The sequence below is a fragment of the Collimonas fungivorans genome (assembly GCF_001584145.1).
GTDB classification, from domain to species: Bacteria; Pseudomonadota; Gammaproteobacteria; order Burkholderiales; family Burkholderiaceae_D; genus Collimonas; species Collimonas fungivorans.
Window position 1 is genome coordinate 940,559 of the sequence record NZ_CP013232.1, and the last position, 20,551, is coordinate 961,109.

At 60.6% G+C, this 20,551-nt stretch carries 14 protein-coding genes and 2 pseudogenes; 8 read left to right on the forward strand and 8 right to left on the reverse strand.

Annotated features, from left to right (window positions below):
* Nucleotides 1-77: 77 nt before the first annotated feature.
* A pseudogene (gene ilvA, locus CFter6_RS04040) lies at nucleotides 78-1,613 on the reverse strand (threonine ammonia-lyase, biosynthetic); the annotation flags it as partial.
* A gap of 167 nt (nucleotides 1,614-1,780) precedes the next feature.
* Here ilvA and CFter6_RS04045 point away from each other — a divergent pair.
* Nucleotides 1,781-2,272, forward strand: coding sequence for a YqaA family protein (locus CFter6_RS04045; protein WP_061538835.1), 492 nt, complete (start codon nucleotides 1,781-1,783; stop codon nucleotides 2,270-2,272).
* A 48-nt stretch (nucleotides 2,273-2,320) separates the two neighbouring features.
* Here the strand turns inward: CFter6_RS04045 and CFter6_RS25930 are convergent, their stop codons facing one another.
* Nucleotides 2,321-2,470, reverse strand: a complete 150-nt coding sequence (locus CFter6_RS25930; RefSeq protein WP_167351354.1) for a hypothetical protein — start codon at nucleotides 2,468-2,470, stop codon at nucleotides 2,321-2,323.
* Nucleotides 2,471-2,792: 322 nt separating this feature from the next.
* Here CFter6_RS25930 and CFter6_RS04050 point away from each other — a divergent pair, with 322 nt between their 5' ends.
* Genes CFter6_RS04050 through CFter6_RS04060 form a run of 3 tightly spaced genes read left to right on the forward strand, consistent with a single transcriptional unit; the run spans nucleotide 2,793 to nucleotide 7,693 of the window.
* On the forward strand, nucleotides 2,793-6,812 hold the full coding sequence (locus CFter6_RS04050; protein WP_061538836.1) for a DUF3683 domain-containing protein: 4,020 nt from the start codon (nucleotides 2,793-2,795) through the stop codon (nucleotides 6,810-6,812).
* 2 nt (nucleotides 6,813-6,814) lie between these two features.
* Entirely contained in the window at nucleotides 6,815-7,243 is a 429-nt protein-coding gene (locus CFter6_RS04055; RefSeq protein ID WP_061538837.1) for an HIT family protein, read from the forward strand.
* 18 nt (nucleotides 7,244-7,261) lie between these two features.
* Nucleotides 7,262-7,693 carry a gamma-butyrobetaine hydroxylase family protein gene (locus CFter6_RS04060; RefSeq protein WP_061538838.1) on the forward strand — a complete coding sequence of 144 codons (432 nt, stop codon included), beginning with the start codon at nucleotides 7,262-7,264 and terminating at the stop codon, nucleotides 7,691-7,693.
* 8 nt (nucleotides 7,694-7,701) lie between these two features.
* On the opposite strand, the pseudogene CFter6_RS04065 reads toward CFter6_RS04060, so the two are convergent.
* The 6 genes and pseudogenes from CFter6_RS04065 to CFter6_RS04090 all read right to left on the reverse strand — a co-directional run bounded on the left by CFter6_RS04065 (nucleotide 7,702) and on the right by CFter6_RS04090 (nucleotide 16,267).
* Nucleotides 7,702-10,171, reverse strand: a pseudogene (locus CFter6_RS04065) (GcvT family protein).
* A gap of 52 nt (nucleotides 10,172-10,223) precedes the next feature.
* Nucleotides 10,224-11,090 carry a formyltetrahydrofolate deformylase gene (gene purU, locus CFter6_RS04070; RefSeq protein ID WP_061538839.1) on the reverse strand — a complete coding sequence of 289 codons (867 nt, stop codon included), beginning with the start codon at nucleotides 11,088-11,090 and terminating at the stop codon, nucleotides 10,224-10,226.
* Between the two features lie 16 nt (nucleotides 11,091-11,106).
* On the reverse strand, nucleotides 11,107-12,237 hold the full coding sequence (locus tag CFter6_RS04075) for a 2-aminoethylphosphonate--pyruvate transaminase (RefSeq protein ID WP_061538840.1): 1,131 nt from the start codon (nucleotides 12,235-12,237) through the stop codon (nucleotides 11,107-11,109).
* 58 nt (nucleotides 12,238-12,295) lie between these two features.
* Entirely contained in the window at nucleotides 12,296-14,035 is a 1,740-nt protein-coding gene (locus tag CFter6_RS04080) for a putative 2-aminoethylphosphonate ABC transporter permease subunit (protein WP_205631442.1), read from the reverse strand.
* Nucleotides 14,032-15,165, reverse strand: a complete 1,134-nt coding sequence (locus CFter6_RS04085) for a putative 2-aminoethylphosphonate ABC transporter ATP-binding protein (protein ID WP_061538841.1) — start codon at nucleotides 15,163-15,165, stop codon at nucleotides 14,032-14,034. The genes CFter6_RS04080 and CFter6_RS04085 overlap by 4 nt, the downstream gene beginning before the upstream one ends.
* 37 nt (nucleotides 15,166-15,202) lie before the next feature.
* On the reverse strand, nucleotides 15,203-16,267 hold the full coding sequence (locus CFter6_RS04090; protein ID WP_061538842.1) for a putative 2-aminoethylphosphonate ABC transporter substrate-binding protein: 1,065 nt from the start codon (nucleotides 16,265-16,267) through the stop codon (nucleotides 15,203-15,205).
* A gap of 180 nt (nucleotides 16,268-16,447) precedes the next feature.
* Here CFter6_RS04090 and CFter6_RS04095 point away from each other — a divergent pair, with 180 nt between their 5' ends.
* The 4 genes from CFter6_RS04095 to CFter6_RS04110 are packed head-to-tail and all read left to right on the forward strand — an operon-like array spanning nucleotide 16,448 to nucleotide 20,520.
* Nucleotides 16,448-17,155, forward strand: coding sequence for a phosphonate utilization associated transcriptional regulator (locus CFter6_RS04095; RefSeq protein WP_061538843.1), 708 nt, complete (start codon nucleotides 16,448-16,450; stop codon nucleotides 17,153-17,155).
* Nucleotides 17,156-17,193: 38 nt separating this feature from the next.
* A complete protein-coding gene (gene phnA / locus CFter6_RS04100; RefSeq protein ID WP_061538844.1) occupies nucleotides 17,194-18,459 on the forward strand; it encodes a phosphonoacetate hydrolase in 1,266 nt (421 codons plus the stop codon).
* Between the two features lie 36 nt (nucleotides 18,460-18,495).
* On the forward strand, nucleotides 18,496-19,953 hold the full coding sequence (gene phnY, locus CFter6_RS04105) for a phosphonoacetaldehyde dehydrogenase (protein ID WP_061542204.1): 1,458 nt from the start codon (nucleotides 18,496-18,498) through the stop codon (nucleotides 19,951-19,953).
* Between the two features lie 15 nt (nucleotides 19,954-19,968).
* On the forward strand, nucleotides 19,969-20,520 hold the full coding sequence (locus CFter6_RS04110; protein ID WP_061538845.1) for a phosphonate degradation HD-domain oxygenase: 552 nt from the start codon (nucleotides 19,969-19,971) through the stop codon (nucleotides 20,518-20,520).
* Nucleotides 20,521-20,551 lie beyond the last annotated feature (31 nt).

Sequence of the window (20,551 nt, forward strand, 5' to 3'; positions counted from 1 at the left end):
GCAGTATTTTGCCAGATAAGCAGGCCGCTCCTGTAAGCGCCGCTGAATGGCGCTTATCAGGAGCGTGGCCGGGCGTATCAGCCGAGGAACAATTTATAGACCGGATTGCTGGTCTCGTCCCAGTAACGGTAACCTAGGCTGGAGAGGAAGGAGCGGAAGATCTTCATCTCTTTTTTTGGCACCTGCAGCCCGACCAGGATGCGGCCGACGTCGCCGCCCTGGCTGCGGTAGTGGAACAGGCTGATGTTCCAGTCGGGCGCCATCGAATTCAGGAAACGCATCAGCGCGCCCGGGCGTTCCGGGAATTCGAAGCGGTACAGCAATTCGTTTTCCGCCAGCGGGCTCTTGCCGCCCACCAGGTGCCGCACGTGGACCTTGGCCAGTTCGTCATGGGTCAGGTCGAGCGTGCTGAAGCCATGTTTCTCGAAATTCTTGGCGATCAGCTTGGCTTCTTCACCGCTGGAAGTCTGCACCCCGACAAACACGTGGGCGACTTTCTCGTCGCTGATGCGGTAATTGAATTCGGTGACGTTGCGCGGCCCCACCAGTTCGCAGAAACGGCGGAAGCTGCCAAACTGTTCCGGGATGGTGACGGCATACACCGCTTCGCGCAGCTGGCCGATGTCGGCCATCTCGGCGACGAAGCGCAGGCGGTCGAAATTCATGTTGGCGCCGGAGGCGATGGTCACCAGGGTCTGGTCCTTGACCGGCTTGCGCGTGGCCTTGGCGCGTTCGACGTAGGCCTTGGCGCCGGCCACCGCCAGCGCGCCGGACGGCTCCAGGATGCTGCGCGTGTCCTGGAATACGTCCTTGATCGCGGTGCATACGGCATCGGTGTCGACCAGGATCACTTCATCCACATACAGGCGCGCCAGGCGGAAGGTTTCCTCTCCGACCAGCTTGACCGCGGTGCCGTCGGCGAACAGGCCGACGTCCGGCAAGGTGACGCGGCGGCCAGCCTTCAGGCTGCGCGCCATGGCGTCGGAATCGGTGGTTTGCACGCCGATGATCTTGATCTCGGGCCGCACCGCCTTGACATAGGCGGCGATGCCGGCGATCAGTCCGCCGCCGCCTATCGGTACAAAAATCGCGTGGATAGGGCCGGCGTGCTGGCGCAGGATTTCCATGCCGATGGTGCCCTGGCCGGCGATCACGTGCGGATCGTCGAAAGGGTGGACAAAGGTAAGCTTGAGTTTCTTTTCCAGCGTCAGCGCGTGGTTGTAGGCGTCGGTGTAGGAGTCGCCGAACAGCACGACCTCGCCGCCGCGCGCCCGCACCGCGTCGACCTTGACCTGCGGCGTGGTGGTCGGCATCACGATCACCGCGCGGCAGCCGAGCTTGGCCGCCGACAGCGCCAGTCCCTGCGCATGGTTGCCGGCCGAGGCGCAGATCACGCCGCGCTTGAGCTGGGCCGGGGTCAGGCTGGCCATCTTGTTATAGGCGCCGCGCAACTTGAAACTGAACACGCTTTGCACATCCTCGCGCTTGAAATAAATCTGGTTCTCGATCCGCTTCGACAGCGTAGGCGCCAGTTCAAGAGGGGTTTCGACCGCGACGTCGTAGACGCGGGCGGTGAGGATCTTCTGCAAATAATCTGTGGTCATGTCGTTGTCAAATTGGAGCGCCGAGCGGAGTCGGCGGCAGGATCAGGCCGGGAGAAACAGCGGATCATTATAATGGACGGCTTTTAATCGTCACCAGGTTTTGTCGGCCGCAACGTTTATAAACTCCGTCGCATGTTGTTGCGCGCGCCGAATTGCCGCCTTTCCGAATTGTTCCCATGATCGAATCCGCAGTTTTATGGTTGCTCAAGACGCTCGCCGTACCCACGGTCGGCCTGACTTCCGTCTTCATCATCAGTTTTGTCGCCGCCACCTTGCTGCCGCTCGGGTCCGAGCCGGCCGTGTTTGCCGTGATCAAGGCCAACGGCGCGCTGTTCTGGCCGGTGATCCTGGTGGCGACCGCGGGCAACACGCTGGGCGGCGTGGTCGACTACTGGATGGGTTACGGCGCCAAGCAGGCATTTTCGCGCGAACGCGGCAGCAGCTGGTTCAGCTGGCTGCAGCGCTACGGCGCCAAGACCATGCTGCTGGCCTGGGTGCCGGGCATAGGCGATCCGATCTGTACCCTGGGCGGCTGGCTCAAGCTGCCGTTCTGGCCCTCCGTCATGTATATGGCGATCGGCAAGTTTGCCCGATATGTTTTGGTAGTCTGGCTGCTGATGAACGTGCCGGACGGATTCTGGCGTCAGGTCGCGGGCTGGCTGGCCTGAGAAAAGGGACCCCAGGCGGCAACCCAGGCGCCGGGTTGCAGGCCCGGATCAGAGTGCGGACAAGCCCGCCCAGAACATCGTCGGCGTCAGCAGCAACAGGATCAGGTAGGGCAGCATGCGCAGCGGCCACGCGCGTTGGCGCAGCAGGTAAGACATGCCGAAATAGGGGTTTCTGCGCGATAAGGAAACGGGTGTCATGGCTTGCCTCCGGGGGTAGGGTGAATCAGCCCTTGCACTGGCCGTAGTCGGCCAATGTGCAGGAAATGCTGTCGAGGATTTCGCTGATGATCTGGCTAAACATGATGGCTCCTGGAAAAAGTGGGTACGGATTCATTGTAGGTAAAAACTATTAATAATTAAAAATTGATTATATTTATTGATTTCATTGGATTTGGCTATCCAAAGCCGTTCTGTTCCTTGCACTGCACAAATCGGCATCTTGCCTTCGTGAAGCAGCGCGATAAGCTAAAATGCGGGTTCAGTAGCAGCAGTCAACGCAGTAGCCCACTTTCATAGACCAATGAACGCCCCAGTCAAAATCCAGGCATTATTGTCAGACGCGCCACATGGCGCCACTCCCACGCGCTTGCGCGAAATCCCTTATAACTACACCTCGTTTTCAGACCGCGAGATCGTGATCCGCCTGCTTGGCGAAGCTTCCTGGCGCCTGCTTGACGAACTGCGCAGCAAACGCCAGACCGGCCGTTCCGCCAGGATGCTGTACGAAGTGCTGGGCGATATCTGGGTAGTGCGGCGTAATCCGTATTTGCAAGATGACATGCTGGACAATCCGAAGCGCCGCCAGGCCTTGATTGATGCATTGCATCATCGTCTCAGCGAAGTCGACAAACGCCGTATCGTCACCGACGAGGGCGATGTTAGCCGCGACGCGGCCAGCGATGAAGAAGCCAAAAAACGCAGCGAGAATGTCGAAGCGTTGCTGGCTGCGGCACGCAAGGCGATTGCCGCCTTCTCCGACGAATTCCGCCAGACCTACGATCTGCGCAAGCGCGCCAACAAGATCCTGGGCCGCTACACCGCCAAGGACAACATCAAGTTCGACGGCCTGTCGCGCGTTTCGCATGTGACCGACGCCACCGACTGGCGCGTCGAATATCCGTTTGTGGTGCTCACGCCCGACAGCGAAGATGAAATGGCCGGCCTGGTCAAGGGCTGCATCGAACTCGGCCTGACCATCATCCCGCGCGGCGGCGGCACCGGCTATACCGGCGGCGCGATTCCGCTGACGCCTTTGTCGGCAGTCATCAACACCGAAAAACTTGAGCATCTGGGTGCAGTCGAAATGGCTGTCCTGCCAGGGCTCGATAAAGAGTACGCCACGATTTATTCGGGCGCCGGCGTGGTCACCAAGCGCGTTTCCGATGCGGCCGAAAAAGCCGGTTTCGTGTTCGCGGTCGATCCGACCTCGGCCGAGGCGTCCTGCGTCGGCGGCAACATCGCCATGAACGCCGGCGGCAAAAAAGCCGTGCTGTGGGGCACTGCGCTGGACAACCTGGCGAGCTGGCGCATGGTCGACCCGAACGGCGACTGGCTGGATGTCACGCGCCTGGACCACAACCTGGGCAAGATCCACGACACGCCGCTGGCGCGCTTCCAGCTGGAATGGCGCCATCCGGCTGAAAAAGGCCGGCCAAGCGAAAAGCCGTTCAAGACCGAGATCCTGGAAATCGCCGGCCGCGTATTCCGCAAGGAAGGCCTGGGCAAGGACGTGACCGATAAATTCCTGGCGGGTTTGCCAGGAATCCAGAAAGAAGGCTGCGACGGCCTGATTACTTCCGGGCGCTGGATCTTGCACAAGATGCCTAAGCATACGCGCACCGTCTGCCTGGAATTCTTCGGCCAGGCACGCGATGCGATCCCGTCGATCGTCGAGATCAAGGATTTCCTCGATGCCGAAACGAAAAAGGGTGGCGCAATCCTGGCCGGCCTGGAGCATCTGGACGAACGCTATCTGCGCGCCGTCGGCTACACCACCAAATCCAAGCGCGGCGTATTGCCGAAGATGGCGCTGTTCGGCGACATCGTCGGCGACGATGAGAACGCGGTAGCGCAGGCAGCCTCGGAAGTGGTGCGCATGGCCAACAACCGGGTCGGCGAAGGTTTCATTGCGGTCAGCCCGGAAGCGCGCAAGAAATTCTGGCTGGACCGCGCCCGTACGGCAGCCATCGCCAAACATACCAACGCCTTCAAGATCAATGAAGACGTGGTGATCCCGCTTAACCGCATGGGCGAATACACCGACGGCATCGAACGTATCAATATCGAATTGTCGGTGAAGAACAAGCTGCAGCTGGTGGATGAATTGCGCGATTTCCTGCTCAAGGGAAATCTGCCGCTGGGCAAGGGCGACGATGCCGACGGCGACGATATCCCCGCTACCGAAATCCTGGAAGACCGTGTGCACCAGGCCGAGCAGCTGCTGGTCGAAGTACAGGCGCGCTGGACTTACCTGCTGGCCAACCTGGACAAACCGCTCAAGGATGCAAAAGACGAACTGGCTGCATTAGGGCTGGAAAAACTCGACCTGGTGTTCGACCAGCGCCTGCTGCAGCAACCTGAGGCCACCGTATTCGACGTGGTGCAGGACCGCACCATCCGCGTCTCCTGGAAGCAGGAAGTGCGGGCGCTGCTGCGCCAGATTTTCAACGGCGCTTCCTTCAAGCTGATTCTCGACGAATGCAGCGCGGTGCACAAGCGCGTCTTGCGCGGCCGCGTGTTTGTCGCCCTGCACATGCACGCCGGCGACGGCAATGTCCACACCAACTTGCCGGTCAATTCCGACCACTACGAAATGCTGCAGGATGCGCACGCCGCGGTGGCGCGCATCATGACCCTGGCGCGTTCGCTGGACGGCGTGATTTCTGGCGAGCACGGCATCGGCATCACCAAGCTGGAATTCCTGACCGAAGACGAAATCAAGGATTTCCGCAGCTACAAGCTGCGCGTCGATCCAGAAGGCCGCTTCAACAAGGGCAAGCTGCTGAACCTGCCCGGTTTCGAAGCCGACCTTAGCAATGCCTACACGCCGTCGTTCGGCCTGATGGGACACGAATCGCTGATCATGCAGCAAAGCGATATCGGCGCCATCGCCAACAGCGTCAAGGATTGCCTGCGCTGCGGTAAATGCAAACCGGTGTGCGCCACCCACGTGCCGCGCGCCAACCTGCTGTACTCGCCGCGCAACAAGATCCTGGCCACTTCGCTGCTGGTGGAAGCCTTCCTGTATGAAGAGCAGACCCGGCGCGGCATCTCGATCAAGCATTGGGAAGAATTCGAAGACGTGGCCGACCATTGCACGGTCTGCCACAAGTGCGTCACGCCATGCCCGGTCGACATCGATTTCGGCGACGTCTCGATGAACATGCGCAACCTGCTGCGCAAGATGAACAAGAAATCGTTCAATCCCGGCACCACAGCCGCCATGTTCTTCCTGAATGCCACCGATCCGGCCACCATCAACATGACCCGCAAGGTCATGACCGACTGGGGTTTCAAGGCGCAGCGCCTGGGCAACGACATACTGAAGAAATTCGCCAAGAAGCAGACCAAGAAACCGCCGGCGACGGTCGGCAAGGCGCCGATCAAGGAACAGGTGATCCACTTCATCAACAAGAAGATGCCGGGCAACCTGCCGAAGAAGACCGCGCGCGCCCTGCTGGATATCGAAGACGACAAGATCGTGCCGATCATCCGTGACCCGAAGAGCACCACCGCAGATACCGAAGCCGTGTTTTATTTCCCGGGCTGCGGTTCCGAGCGGCTGTTCTCGCAAGTCGGCCTGGCTACGCAAGCCATGCTGTGGCAGGTCGGCGTGCAAACCGTACTGCCGCCGGGTTACCTGTGCTGCGGTTATCCGCAGCGCGGCTCGGGCGATTTTGACAAGGCGGAAAAAATCATCACCGACAACCGCGTGCTGTTCCACCGCATGGCGAATACCCTGAACTACCTCGACATCAAGACCGTGATCGTCTCCTGCGGCACTTGCTACGACCAGCTGCAGGGCTACCAGTTCGACAAGATATTCCCGGGCTGCCGCATCATCGATATCCACGAATACCTGCTCGAAAAGAACCTCAAGCTGGAAGGCGTCAGCGGCACCCGCTACATGTATCACGATCCGTGCCACAGCCCGATGAAACTGCAGGACCCGATGAAGACGGTGAATGCCTTGATCACTACCGACAGCGGGACCAAGATCGAAAAGAACGAGCGCTGCTGCGGCGAATCCGGCACTTTCGGCGTCAGCCGTCCGGATGTCTCGACCCAGGTGCGCTTCCGCAAGGAAGAGGAAATGAACAAGGGCGCGGACAAGCTGCGCGCCGACGGTTTCGGCGGCGACGTCAAGATTCTCACTTCCTGCCCGTCCTGCCTGCAGGGTTTGTCGCGCTACAACGACGATTCCGGCACTACCGCCGATTACATCGTGGTCGAGATGGCGCGCCACCTGCTGGGCGAGAACTGGCTGCCGGATTACGTTGCACGCGCCAACAACGGCGGCATCGAACGGATCCTGGTGTGACCATGGCTAACCATTCGGCTGATTGCGAACTGTGCAGCGGCGACGGTGGAGAAATTCTCCACCGTGCGGAGAAATTTCGCGTGGTGCTGGTCGACGATGCGCAGTATCCGGGATTCTGCCGTGTCATCTGGAACGATCACGTGAAGGAAATGACCGATCTGCCGGTGGCCGATCGCAGCACCTTGATGGCTGCGGTCTGCAAGGTGGAGTCCGTGCTGCGCGCTGTCATGCAGCCGGAAAAAATCAACCTGGCCAGCCTCGGCAACATGACGCCGCACCTGCACTGGCATGTGATCCCGCGTTATCCGGACGATGCGCATTTCCCCAGCCCGGTCTGGGCCGAGAGCCAGCGGCAGCCGGCGCCGGCCAGTTTGATTCAGCGGCAGGCGTTGCTGGGCGCGCTGCGCTCGGCGATATCCGAACAGTTTTAACCTTACTCGTACATCCCCATGACCGGCTCCAAACAATCAGCGCCCGCACCTGTCCCGGTGTCATTCACAGTGCATAAGCAATCGTGCAAGCTGGAAGTCGCTTTCGACGACGGCGCGGTTTTTTCGCTGCCGTTCGAATTGATGCGCGTATATTCGCCTTCCGCCGAAGTCAGCGGCCATGGCCCCGGGCAGGAAGTGTTGCAGACCGGTAAACGCAATGTCGAAATGGCTGCGCTGGAACCGGTCGGCAACTACGCCGTCAAGCCGACCTTCTCGGACGGCCACGTCAGCGGCATCTATACCTGGGCCTACCTGTACAAGCTGGGCCGCGACCAGGAAGCGATGTGGGAAGATTATCTGCAGCGCCTGGATGCCGCCGGCCATGGCCGCGAAGCCGGACGCGATCTATCGATGACAGCCAAGACCGCAGGCGGTCATGGCTGTGCATGAAGGGCCCGCTAGCTACGCAATTTTAATTCCTGGTGTTCCAGCTCGGCCCTGATCATGGCCGGATAGGGTGGTCGCGCTTGCGCGGTTGCAGTAAACAGCTTGCCGGCGATATTGATGTGATACTCGCCGCACAGGACTTCTTCCAGCGTCAGTGGTTCCGCACTGCGCACATAACCCATCACCACCATGCGCTGCAGCACCGCGCTGTAAGCCGCCGATGTCAGTTCGCCCACGGCTTTGCCGTTCAGGACGATGGGCTCGCCGCCCCAGGCGAACGCTTGCTGGTCGTCCAGCGTGAATATCACCAGGCGTTTGGCAAGACGTTCCGGCGCGATTTTCCCGAGTGCAGCCTGGCCGACGAATTCGGCCGGCTTGTTCAGTTTGACGGCAAATTCCAGGCCGGCTTCGAACGGATTTTCATCCGGCCCCAGTTCCAGTCCGAAAGCACGCCGGCCAGCTTCTATGCGCAAGGCGTCGATGGTGTAGTAGCCGCCGTCGCGCAGGCCAAGATCGGCGCCGGCCTCGAATAGCGTGTCGTACACGTGGGCGCCCATTTCAGTGGGGATATACAATTCCCAGCCCGGGCCGCCGACATACGATACCTTGGCCGCCAGCGCGCGGGCATAGCCGATATCGATTTCGATCACGGCCGATTGCGGGAATGCTTCCTTGTTCAGTTTCTGCGGCGTCACGCGCGACAGCAGCTGCTGCGCTTTCGGCCCGTGACGGTCAGCGTGCAATAGCCGGAGGTGACGTCGGTCACCGTCACATGTTCATTCTCCCGGATATGGCGCTTGATATGGCCGATGTCGCGGTAGGGCTGGGCCGATCCGGTAATGATCAGGAAACAGTCGGCCTCCAGCCGCATCACGGTCAGGTCGCTTTCGAAGCCGCCGCGCGCATTCAGTAGTGCGGTGTACACCATGTTGCCAGGGGCGACGGCGATGTCGTTGGCGCAAATGCGTTGCAGCAGCTGTGCGGCGTCGCGTCCTTGCACCATCAGCTTGCCGAACGAGGTCTGGTCAAAAATGACGACATCCTTGCGCACCGCCAGTTGTTCTTCGATGCAGGCGTCCAGCCAGTTAGGACGGCCGAAGCCGTATTGCGGTTCCGGCGTTTGTCCCGGCAGCGCAAACCAGCTCACGCGCTCCCAGCCGAGCTTGCTGCCGAAGCATGCGCCCTTGGCTTGCAGGCGGTCGTAGAGCGGTGAGCGGCGCAAGGGGCGGCCCGATTCCAGTTCATGGCGCGGCCAGCGCATCGCATAGTGCAAGCCCAGCGCTTCGACAGTACGGTCCTTGAGCCAGCTCATGTTGCTGTTGAAAGGCGCAAAGCGGCGAATGTCGACGTCCAGCAGGTCGGCCGGTGCGGCGCCGCCGACTATCCATTCGGCGATCAGCTTGCCGGCGCCGCCGGCGTTGGCGATGCCGGCCGAATTGAAGCCGGCGGCGACAAAGTAGCCGCGCACTTCGGGCGCTTCGCCCAGGATGAAATTGCCGTCCGGCGTAAAACTTTCCGGGCCATTCAGGAACAGCTTGATTTCAGTGGTTTCCAGCACGGGGGTACGATGCACGGCTTCGTCCAGCAGCACCTGGAACTGGTCCATATTGTCCGGCAGCAGCTGGAACTCGAACTTGGGCGGAATGCCATCCATGCCCCACGGTTTGGCGACAGGCTCGAAGCCGCCCATCACCAGCCCGCCGACTTCTTCCTTGTAATAGATATAGCCGTCCGGATCGCGCAGCACCGGCAGATCGGTGTGCACGCCCTCGATTTCCTTGGTCACCAGGTAGAAATGTTCAGCCGAATGCAGCGGGATGTTCACACCAGACAGTTTGCCCAGGTCGCGCGCCCACTGGCCGGCGCAGTTGAGGAAGGTCTCGCAGCGGACCGTGCCGCGGTCGGTTTCGACGCCGACGATACGGCCGTGCTCGATGATGGTGCCGGTGATTTGCACGCCCTCGAAAATCCTGGCGCCGCGGTTACGCGCACCCTTGGCCAGCGACTGCGTAAGATCGGTCGGATTGGCCTTGCCGTCGCCCGGCAGCCAGACTGCGCCGACCAGGTCGTCGATGCGCATCATCGGCCACATTTTCTGCGCCTCGGCAGGAGTGATGAACTCGGCCTCGATGCCAAAGCTGCGGGCAGCGGCAATCGTCCGCTGCAGCAAAGTCATGCGCTCCGGCGTGCGCGCCAGCGTAATGCTGCCGCATTGCTTCCAGCCGGTAGCCAGCCCGGTTTCCGCTTCCAGCGTGGCATACAGGTCGATGCCGTAGCGGCTCATCTTGGTCATGCTGCGGTTGGCGCGCAATTGCCCGACCAGGCCGGCGGCATGCCAGGTAGTGCCGCAGGTAAGCTGCCTTGCTCCAGCAGGATGACATCGGTGCAGCCGAGCTGGGTCAGGTGGTAGGCCGCGCTGCAGCCGGCGATGCCGCCGCCGGCGATGATGACTTGGGCATGGGTGGGTAAGGGGATGCTCATGACGTATCGGTTCCTTGTTCGGTTGAATCAGCGCCGCAGGACGCATTGGCGATTATTTGAAAACTACCGTCTTGTTGCGATGAATCAGTACGCGGTCCTCAAGATGCAGGCGGACGCTGCGCGACAACACGTTTTTCTCGATATCCTTGCCCAGTCGCACCATCTCTTCGATCGAATTGCTGTGGTCGATATTCACCACGCCCTGTTCGATGATCGGTCCGGCGTCCAGTTCGGCGGTTACGTAGTGGCTCGTGGCGCCGGTCATCTTGACGCCGCGTTCAAATGCCTGGTGATAGGGACGGCCGCCGACAAACGCCGGCAAGAAACTATGATGGATGTTGATGATGCGATTGCGATAACGCTCCGTCATGCTGTCGGACAGCACTTGCATATAACGCGCCAGGACGATGAAATCGCCGCTGAACTCACGGAACAGGCGTTCTACTTCGGCATATGCCTGCTCTTTGTTATCCGGCCCTACCGGCACATGAAAATAGGGGATGCCGTGCCATTCGACAAAAGAGCGCAGGTCATTGTGGTTGGAGATTACGCAGGGAATTTCGCAATGCAGGTCGTTATTGCGCCAGCGGTGCAGCAAATCGTTCAGGCAATGATCCAGTTTGCTGACCAGCACCACCATGCGTTTCTTGATTGAGCTGTCGGCGATGTTCCAGTCCATCTCGAACTGCCTGGCGATGGGGCTGAAACGTTCACGCAGTTCGTCCAGGTAAAACGTCAGCGTGTCGGCCTGTATCTCCACCCGCATGTAGAAGCGGTTGTGGAGCGCGTCGCCATGCTGGGCGGCCTGGCTGATCAGGCCGCCATGGTCGGCGATAAAACTGCCGACGGCGGCGACGATCCCGGTGCGGTCGGGACAGGTCAGGGTAAGGACGTAGCGGCGTGGTGTCTCGTCGTTCATGGCGCTGAGATCCGGTTTAAGCAATATTCGCGTTTCTTGGCTTGATTCCCATTTCCGCCAGGGCGTCGCGGATCGCATGCACTGCCTGCCGCATTTCCTCCGCTCCGATAGAACCTATGCAACCGATGCGGAAAGTTTCCGCCTGGGTCAGCTTGCCCGGATACAGGATGAACCCTTTGTCGCGCACTCGATTGTAGAAATCCTTGAATTCATAACTGGCGCTGTTCGGTGCGTGCATGGTGACGATGATGGGCGCCTGGATTTTCGCCGGCAGAAACTGGATCAGCCCCAGTTCGCGCATGCCTGCCATCAGGGTGTCGTAGTTCTTGGTGTAGCGCGCCAGCCTTGCCGGCTGGCCGCCTTCTGCAAAGAACTGGTTCAACGCTGCGTGAAAAGCCACCACGATGTGGGTAGGCGGCGTGAAGCGCCACTGTGTAGTTTTTTCCATGTAGGCCCACTGGTCGTGCAGGTCGAGCGACAGCGAACGTGAATTGCCTGCGCTCTTTTCCAGCACGCTCTTGCGCACAATCGCAAAACCCATGCCCGGCGGCCCTTCTATGCATTTGCCGCTGGCGGCGATCAGCGCATCGAAACTGATCTTGGTCGCGTCGATTTCCAGCGCGCCGAAAGAACTCATGGCGTCGATGATCAGGCTCTTCTTGTGCTGCGCCACTACCTCGGCAATCTCTTGCAGCGGATTCAGGATGCCGGTGCTGGTTTCGCAATGGATCACGCCGATGTGGGTGATGCTGCGGTCGTTGCTCAGCACGCGCTCGACATCGGCGGCGGTGGTCGGCACGTCCTCGGCGGTTTCGAATACCGAGACCTGGCGTCCCATCATCTCGACGATTTTCGCCATGCGCTTGCCGTAGGCGCCGTTGATCAGCACCAGCATATGGCCGTTGCGCGGCAGCAGGGTGTTGATCGCGGCTTCGATCGAAAACGTGCCGCTGCCCTGCATCGGCACGCACACGTGCGTTTCATGGGCGTTGGCGATGTCCAGCAGCTGCTGGCGCACCTTGCCGGTGATGGCGTTGAACGAGGCATCCCAGGAACCCCAGTCCTGCAGCATGGCGCTCTTGGTGGCGAGCGAAGTGGTCAGTGGTCCGGGAGTCAGAAGAATCGGGTCGCGGCTTTGCAGGCTCATGATATTTCCTTTGGTCTGGTGCGGGTTCAGTTGTAGTTGCGGTTGCGGTTCAAATGGTTCAGGTCTGGCGCCAGCTTTGCGCCTTCTTCAGCAGCACGCGCGTGGTCAGCGCGTACAGGATGCAGACGATGGTGGACGTCAGCACGATCAGGGTGCCCATCGCCGCCGCCGGGCCGATCTTCCCCTCGGCTTCCAGGTTCAGCAGCGCCACCGAGGCCAGCGTGGTGTCGGGCGAATACAGGAACACCACCGCCGAAATGGTGGTCATGGCATTGATGAACAGGTAGCGGCCGATGTCCAGGATAGCCGGCAGGCAGACCGGCACCGTCACCCGCAGGAAGGTTTTGTAGAAGGGCACCTTGAGCGAAGCCGAGACCGCTTCGAACTCGTTGTCGATGGCTTTCAGCGCGGTGACCGCGGTCAGGTAGCTGGAGGTGAAGTAGTGCACCACCGTCGACAGCACCAGGATCGCCATGCTGCGGTACAGGAAATTGAGCGGATTGTCCGGGTGGTTGAAAAACATGATGTAGCCCAGGCCCAGCACCAGTCCCGGCACACCCATCGGCAGCATGGCCAGCAGCCGGATCAGCGGCCGCGCCGCTTCCATGCCGCGGGTCTTTTCAACCAGGTAGGCGCTGCCGAAAATCAGCACGATGCCGCTGGCGACTACGTAGGCTGCCAGCCGCAGGCTGTTGAAATACGATTCCAGGATGCCGTCCTGGATCAGCCCGAAGTAATAGTGGTCCCACACCAGCGTCAGGTTGTAGGGCCAGAGCTTGATGAAAGAGGTGTACACCGCCATGCCCAGCACCGACAGCAGCAACAGGCAGACCAGGCCGCAGTAGCTGAACATCAAGGCGTCGAACAGCCGGTGGCGCTTGGGTACGAACGGCACGGCGCGCGCCGACAGCTGCGATTGCAGCTTGCGCCGTATGGTGAAGTCGATGGCGAACGCCATCAGCGCCGGCAACAGCAGCAGCAGGCTGACCACGGCGCCCTTGTTGAAATTCTGCTGGCCGATGACCAGCTGGTAGACATCGATCGCCAGCACGTTGAAATCGCCGCCGATGACCTTGGGCACGCCGAAATCGTTGACCGTGAAAGTGAACACCACCAGCGCCGCGCTGATCAGGCCGTACTTGGCGCCAGGCACAGTGATGGTCCAGAACTTGCGCAGGCGGCTGGTGCCCAGCGATTCCGCCACTTCATACAGGCGGCCGTCGGCTAGCGACAGTGCGGTAATCAATATCATCAGCGCATGCGGAAACACCGCATAACACTCGCTGATGACGATACCGATCGGGCCGTAGATCGAGGCGCCGCCGAGCAAGCCCTTGAGCGCGCCCTGGGTGCCGAACCATTGCACAAACGAGATCGCCGCCAGCAGCGACGGCGCCAGGATGGGAATCAGCGACAGGGTGCGGAAAAAGCGCTTGAACGGCATCATGCTGCGCGTCAGGGCGTAGGCGAAAGTGAAGGCCGCCGGGATCACCAGCAGCGTCACCGAGACTGCAATCAACAAAGTATTCAGCACCGACTGCCGCAATGCCGGGGTCGACATGTATTCGCTGAACTGGCGCAGGCCGACGAACAGGCCATCCTTGTCCTGCACGCTCTGGACCAGGATCATCAGCACCGGCATCAGCAGGAATACCGCCAGCCCGGCGCACACCAGCAACAGCAGGCCGTGCGCGATGCGTTCATGCCAGTGGCTTTGCTGGCGGCCGGCCGCCGCCTGTCTGGCGCCGCCGGCCGGCGACGACGACATCATGCCGAGTGCGCTGGCCGGCCTGCTCATGCCGCCACCGTCTGCGCTTGTTCGTCGTCCTGGTATACGCGGATGCGTTCCGGCAGCAAGCCGTAACGCAGTTTGCTGCCGACCTGCAATCCCAGTTCCTTCAGCAGGTTGAGCGACATCGAAGCCACCACCGGCTGCTGTTCCATGCCTTCCAGCACGACCGTCAGGTAACTGAAGGCGCCCAGGAATTCAATTTTCTTGACCTCCGCCATGGCGTGGTTGTGGGTGCGCTGCTCGACGCTGCGCGCCACAAAATCTTCCGGCCGCAAATATACCTTCACGGGCTGTCCGGCGGCAATGTGATCGACCCGCGATTCGCAATGGAAATCCAGCTTGCCGATGCGGAAACGGCTGTCTCCCAGCGAAACGCCGCGCAAGATGTTGACCTTGCCGACGAACGACGCGACGAACGGCGAGCCCGGCTGCAGGTAGATGTCTTGCGGGCTGCCGCATTGCTCGATGGCGCCGTGGTTCATCACCACAATGCGGTCGGCCATGGTCAGGGCTTCTTCCTGGTCGTGGGTGACCATGATGGTGGTCACGCCCAGCCGCTGTTGCAGCTGGCGGATCTCGCTGCGCAGACGCACCCGCTCCAGCGCATCCAGCGCCGACAGCGGTTCGTCCAGCAACAGCAGACCGGGAGAAGTCGCCAGCGCCCGCACCAGCGCGATCCGCTGCTGCTGGCCGCCGGACAGCTGTCCCGGGAATTTCTTGCCGCTGGTCGGCAGGCCGGCCAGCGTCAGCAGTTCCTGCACCCGTTCGGCGGTGGCGCTGCGGCTCTGGCGGCGGTTCACCAGGCCGTAGGCGACATTGTCGGCGATGGTCAGGTTGGGAAACAGCGCATAGGACTGGAACACGATGCCGTAATCGCGCTGTATCGGCGCCAGCCATGAGATGTCCTTGCCAGCCTGGACGATGCGCCCCTGGTTCTGGCTTTCGAGGCCGGCGATGATGCGCAGCAGGGTGGTCTTGCCGCAGCCGGACGGTCCCAGGAAACAGACGAACTCGCCTTCGCCGACGGTCAGGTTGATATCGCGCAGCGCATGAAAGCTGCCGAACGATTTCGAGATGTTTTCTAGCGTCAGGTAAGGCTTGGGCGCCAGGCAAGGGCTAGGATTCTGCTGAGACATGATGAAACTCCCCCGGTTAGTCACGAATAGCGCGGCTTTACTTCTTTTCCGCCTTGGAGTTGTAGCGTGTGCCCCATTCGGCCAGGATCCGTTCGCGGTTCTTGGCGGACCAGTTGAAATCGTTGGGCTTGATCAGAAGCTTTTCGTAATCGTCCGGAATCCCTTCAACTTTCTTGGCGATGCCGGGATAGGCGACGATGGCCCACCAGTTGGAGCTGATCTGGTTGGCTTCCTTGCTGCTCATCCAGTCCACCAGTTTCTGGGCCGCTGCCAGGTTCTTGGTGCCTTTCATGATGCCGCTGGCTTCCACATCCCAGCCTAGGCCTTCTTTGGGAAAAATCAATTCGACAGGAGCGCCGCTGCGCTTCACCTGATGGCCGCGGAATTCGAATGAAATGCCGATAGGGAATTCGCCGGTGCCGGCCATGGTGCAGGGTTTGGAACCTGAGTGGGTGTATTGGGCGATGTTCTGGTGCAGCGCGTCCATGTATTGCCAGCCCTTGGCTTCGCCGAACATTTGCAGCCACGCTGTTACATCAAGGTAGCCGGTGCCGCTGGAAGCGGGGTGGGGCATGACGATCTGGCCCTTGTAGACCGGCTTGGCCAGGTCGGCCCAGCTGGTGGGCTTGGGCAGGTTCAGCTTCTTCGCTTCTATCGTGTTGAAGCAGACGGTCGCACCCCAGACATCCATGCCGACCCAGGTTGGCGGCCGGGCGCTGTCTACGTAGGCGGGATTGAGCTGTTTCATGCCGCTTGGCTCATACGCCAGCAGCATGCCTTCCTGGCCCAGCAGCGCCAGGCTGGTGGCGGCCAGACCGACTACCACGTCGGCTTGCGGATTGTTCTTTTCGGCCAGCAATTTGGCAGTGACGACGCCGGTCGAGTCGCGCACCCAGCGGATTTCTACCGTCGGGTTGGCTTTTTCGAAACCGTCCTTGTACTGTTTCATGGCGTCGGTTTCCAGCGCGGTATATACCAGCAGCGCAGTCCTGGACTGGGCATGGCTGCTGGCTGCGGTCAGGGCAAAGGCAGCGCCTAGCAGGGCCGTTGCAGCCCCGGCTGCCGCGCTTGCGCGCAGGATTCGTGCAAATTGCTGTTTCATTGTCATCTCCTCAGATGGTGAGCAAATCTTCCACTGCTGCCGATATTGAAACCTGGTCAAGTTTTTACGTCCTGCCGCTTTTTGCTGCGGCTTTTTATTGCATCATGTTTTATGTATTTTGTTGACAATCTACACGTTGTTGAATTAAAGTGCAATCACCAACTCGAAAAAAGATCAGCCATGACTACCAACCGCACCATGAACACCATCGCCCTGGTCCAGAAAAATTCGCTGCCTTCGCTGGTGCAGAAGGAGCTGGAGCGCATGATCCTGACGGGCGACCTGGTCGCCGGCGACAAGCTCAACGAAGTCTCGCTGGCGGAAATGATGGGCGTTTCGCGCGGCCCGGTGCGTGAGGCGTTTCGGGCGCTGGAAGAGGCGGGGCTGGTGCAGCAGGAAAAAAACTGCGGCGTATTCGTGCGCCAGATCTCGGTTGAAGAAGCCGATGAAATCTACGAAGTGCGCGCCGCGCTGGATGAGCTGATCGGCCGCAAGCTGGCTGCCACCATCAAGCCGGCCCAGGTGCAGGAATTGCGTACGCTGCTCGATCGCATGGACGGCATGGTGGCGCTGGGCGATGTCGACGGCTACCTGAAGCTGAACCTGGCCTTCCACGATGCGTTGGTGCAGTTCACCGCCAACAAGAAGCTGTTGCATACCTACCGGCGGCTGGTCAACGAACTCAACCTGTTTCGCCGCTCGGCGCTGGCGCAAAAGGGCAGCTTGCCGACCTCCACTACCGAACATCACAAGATCGTCGACGCCATCGCTGCCGGCGATCCGCAAGCCGCCGGCGACATCATGCGCGAACACGCGGTGGCCGGCCGCAACCGCATGCACAAGGCGCAGGAAAAAGCTGCCTCGGCCGCACCAATCACCTTGAAGTAAACCTATAAGCCAGTCTGACTCATAGCGAAGGCAATCTCATGTCCAATACCAAAACTCTTAGCGGATCTTTCAGCGGATCTTTCAACATCAACGGTCGCACTTATCAATCGATGCAGCAGCCGCTGGTCGTGGTCTGCGTCGACGGCTGTGAGCAGGAATACATCAACCAGGCGATACAGGCCGGCGTCGCGCCGTTCCTGAAAAAGATGACGGAACAGGGCACGGTGCTGAGCGCCGATTGCGTGGTGCCGAGCTTTACCAATCCGAACAACCTGTCGATCGTGACCGGCGTGCCGCCGGCGGTGCACGGCATTTGCGGCAATTATTTCTATGACCTGGAAACCAAGCAGGAAGTGATGATGAACGACGCCAGGTACCTGCGCGCCGCCACCATCCTGGCGACCTTCGCCGATGCCGGCGCCAAGGTTGCGGTGGTGACCGCCAAGGACAAGCTGCGCGGCCTGCTCGGCCACAAGATGCGCGGCATCTGCTTTTCTGCAGAAAAGGCCGACCAGGCTACGCTGGAACAAAACGGCATAGAAAACCTGCTGGAACTGGTCGGCATGGCTTTGCCTTCGGTATACAGCGCCGAACTGTCCGAATTCGTCTTCGCCGCCGGCGTCAAGCTGCTGGCCAGCGAACGGCCTGACATCATGTATCTTTCCACCACTGACTACATCCAGCATAAATATGCGCCAGGCACGCCGGGCGCCAACGCGTTCTACGCCATGATGGACCATTACCTGACCCAGCTCGACGCCTTGGGCGCCGTGATCGGCCTGACTGCCGACCACGGCATGAACGCCAAGACCGACAGCGCCGGCAAGCCGAACGTGATCTATCTGCAAGACGTCCTGGATGCCCGTGTAGGCGTCGAAAAGACCCGCGTCATCCTGCCGATTACCGATCCTTACGTAGTGCACCACGGCGCGCTCGGCTCCTACGCTACGGTATATCTGCCGGCCGCTGCCAATGTCGCTGACATCGCCGACAAGATCCGCGCCATTCCCGGCATCGAACTGGTGTTGACGCGCGAACAAGCCGCCCAGCGTTTTGAACTGCCGCCTGACCGCATCGGCGACCTGGTGGTGGTCAGCGAGCGCCTGACCGTGATCGGCACCGCGGCCAGCCGCCATGACTTGTCCGAGCTGAAGCTGCCGCTGCGTTCGCACGGCGGCATCTCCGAACAGCGGGTGCCGCTGATGTTCAACCGCAAGCTGAGCGCCATACCCGCGGACCACCGGCTGCGCAATTTCGATGTGTTCTTCCTCGCTATGAACTGCATTCATCAACACGTGCAATAGATTTTCTCCACTCTGACCAACAGACCTGAGGACATGATGCTGACCGAACTGAGCAAGCTCAAGCAAGGCGAGCCTTTACACCAAGACATGCGGATTGCCGGCAAGCTGGTCGGCAACCCGCGCCGCATAGAAATCCGCAATCCTTTCAACGGCGCGCTGGTCGGTTCGGTGCCGAAGGCCACGGTGGAGGACATCCGCCATGCGTTCCAGGTCGCGCGTGCCTTCCGTTCGCCGCTTACGCGCTATGAACGGTCGCGCATCATGCTGCGTACTTCGGAACTGCTGCGCGCCAATACCGATGCGATTTCCGACCTGATCACGGCGGAAGCCGGGCTGTGCAAGAAAGACAGCCTGTACGAAGTCGGCCGCGCCTGCGATGTGTTCGTGTTCGCCGCCAACCAGGCGCTGGTGGACGATGGCCAGGTGTTTTCCTGCGACCTGACGCCGCACGGCAAGCAGCGCAAGGTCTACACCTTGAAAGAACCGCTGCTGGGCGCGATTTCTGCAATCACGCCGTTCAACCATCCGCTGAATCAAGTCGCGCACAAGGTCGCGCCGGCTATCGCCACCAATAACCGCATGGTGCTCAAGCCGACCGAAAAAACACCGCTGTCGGCCCTGCTGCTGGCAGACATCCTGTACGAAGCCGGCCTGCCGCCGGAAATGTTTTCGGTGGTCACCGGCGACCCGGCAGAAATCGCCGACGAGATGCTGACCAATCCCGATGTCGACCTGGTGACGTTTACCGGCGGCGTTCCTATCGGCAAATACATCGCCGGCAAGGCAGTGTACAAACGCCAGGTGCTGGAATTGGGCGGCAACGATCCGATCATCGTGATGGAAGACGCCGACCTGGAAGAAGCGGCGACGCTGGCGGTGTCCGGCTCATACAAAAATTCCGGCCAGCGCTGCACCGCGATCAAGCGCATGATCGTGCATCAGGCCGTGGCCGACGAGTTTGTCGATCTGCTGGTGAGCAAAACCAAGGCCATCAAATACGGCGATCCGATGGATATTAGCAACGACATGGGCACCGTGATCGATGCCCGTTCCGCCAGCGCTTTCGAAGCCAAGGTCAAGGATGCCCAGCAGCACGGCGCCAAGCTTTTGTTCGGCAACCTGCGCGACGGCGCGTTGTATTCGCCGACCGTGCTCGACCACGTGCCGGCCGATTGCCAGCTGGTGGCCGAAGAAACCTTCGGCCCGGTATCGCCGGTGATCCGCTGCACCGATATCGCCGACGCCATCCGCATCTCGAATTCGACGCCCTACGGTTTATCGTCTTCGGTCTGCACCAACCGCCTCGACTACATCACCCGTTTTGTGCGCGAACTGCAGGTTGGCAGCATCAACGTCCGCGAAGTGCCCGGCTACCGGCTGGAGCTGACGCCGTTCGGCGGCATCAAGGATTCCGGCCTCGGCTACAAGGAAGGCGTGCAGGAAGCGATGAAGAGTTTCTGCAACACCAAAACCTATTCTCTGCCTTGGAACTGAATTGGAGTTGAATATATGCTGACCATCCCGCAAATCTGCGAACTGTTCGAACGCGGCGGCCACCAGATGTACAGCGGCGAGCCGGTCAACCAGCTCGAGCATGCGCTGCAATCGGCCACCCTGGCCGAACAGGCCGGCGCCCAGCCGGAACTGGTCTGCGCCGCCTTGCTGCACGATCTCGGGCACTTGCTGAACCCGCAAGGCGAGACGCCGTCGGCGCGCGGCGTCGACGATACCCACCAATATTTCGCGATACCTTATCTGCGCGGCTTGTTCGGCCCGGCGGTGCTGGAGCCGATTCGCCTGCATGTCGACGCCAAGCGTTACCTGTGCGCCACCGACGCCGGCTACCGGGAGCGTTTGTCCGAAGATTCCAAACGCAGCCTGGAGTTGCAGGGCGGCGTGTTTTCCGCCGCCGACGCGGCGCAGTTCATCGCCCGTCCTTATGCTGCCGATGCCGTCAGCCTGCGCCTGTGGGACGACCAGGCCAAGATGGAAGGCATGGCGACTCCCGGCCTGCCGCATTTTTCCACGCTGATGTCCGCCTGCGCGTTGGTAACCGCGTAATCGATAGAACACTGAGCGATAGGATACTGAG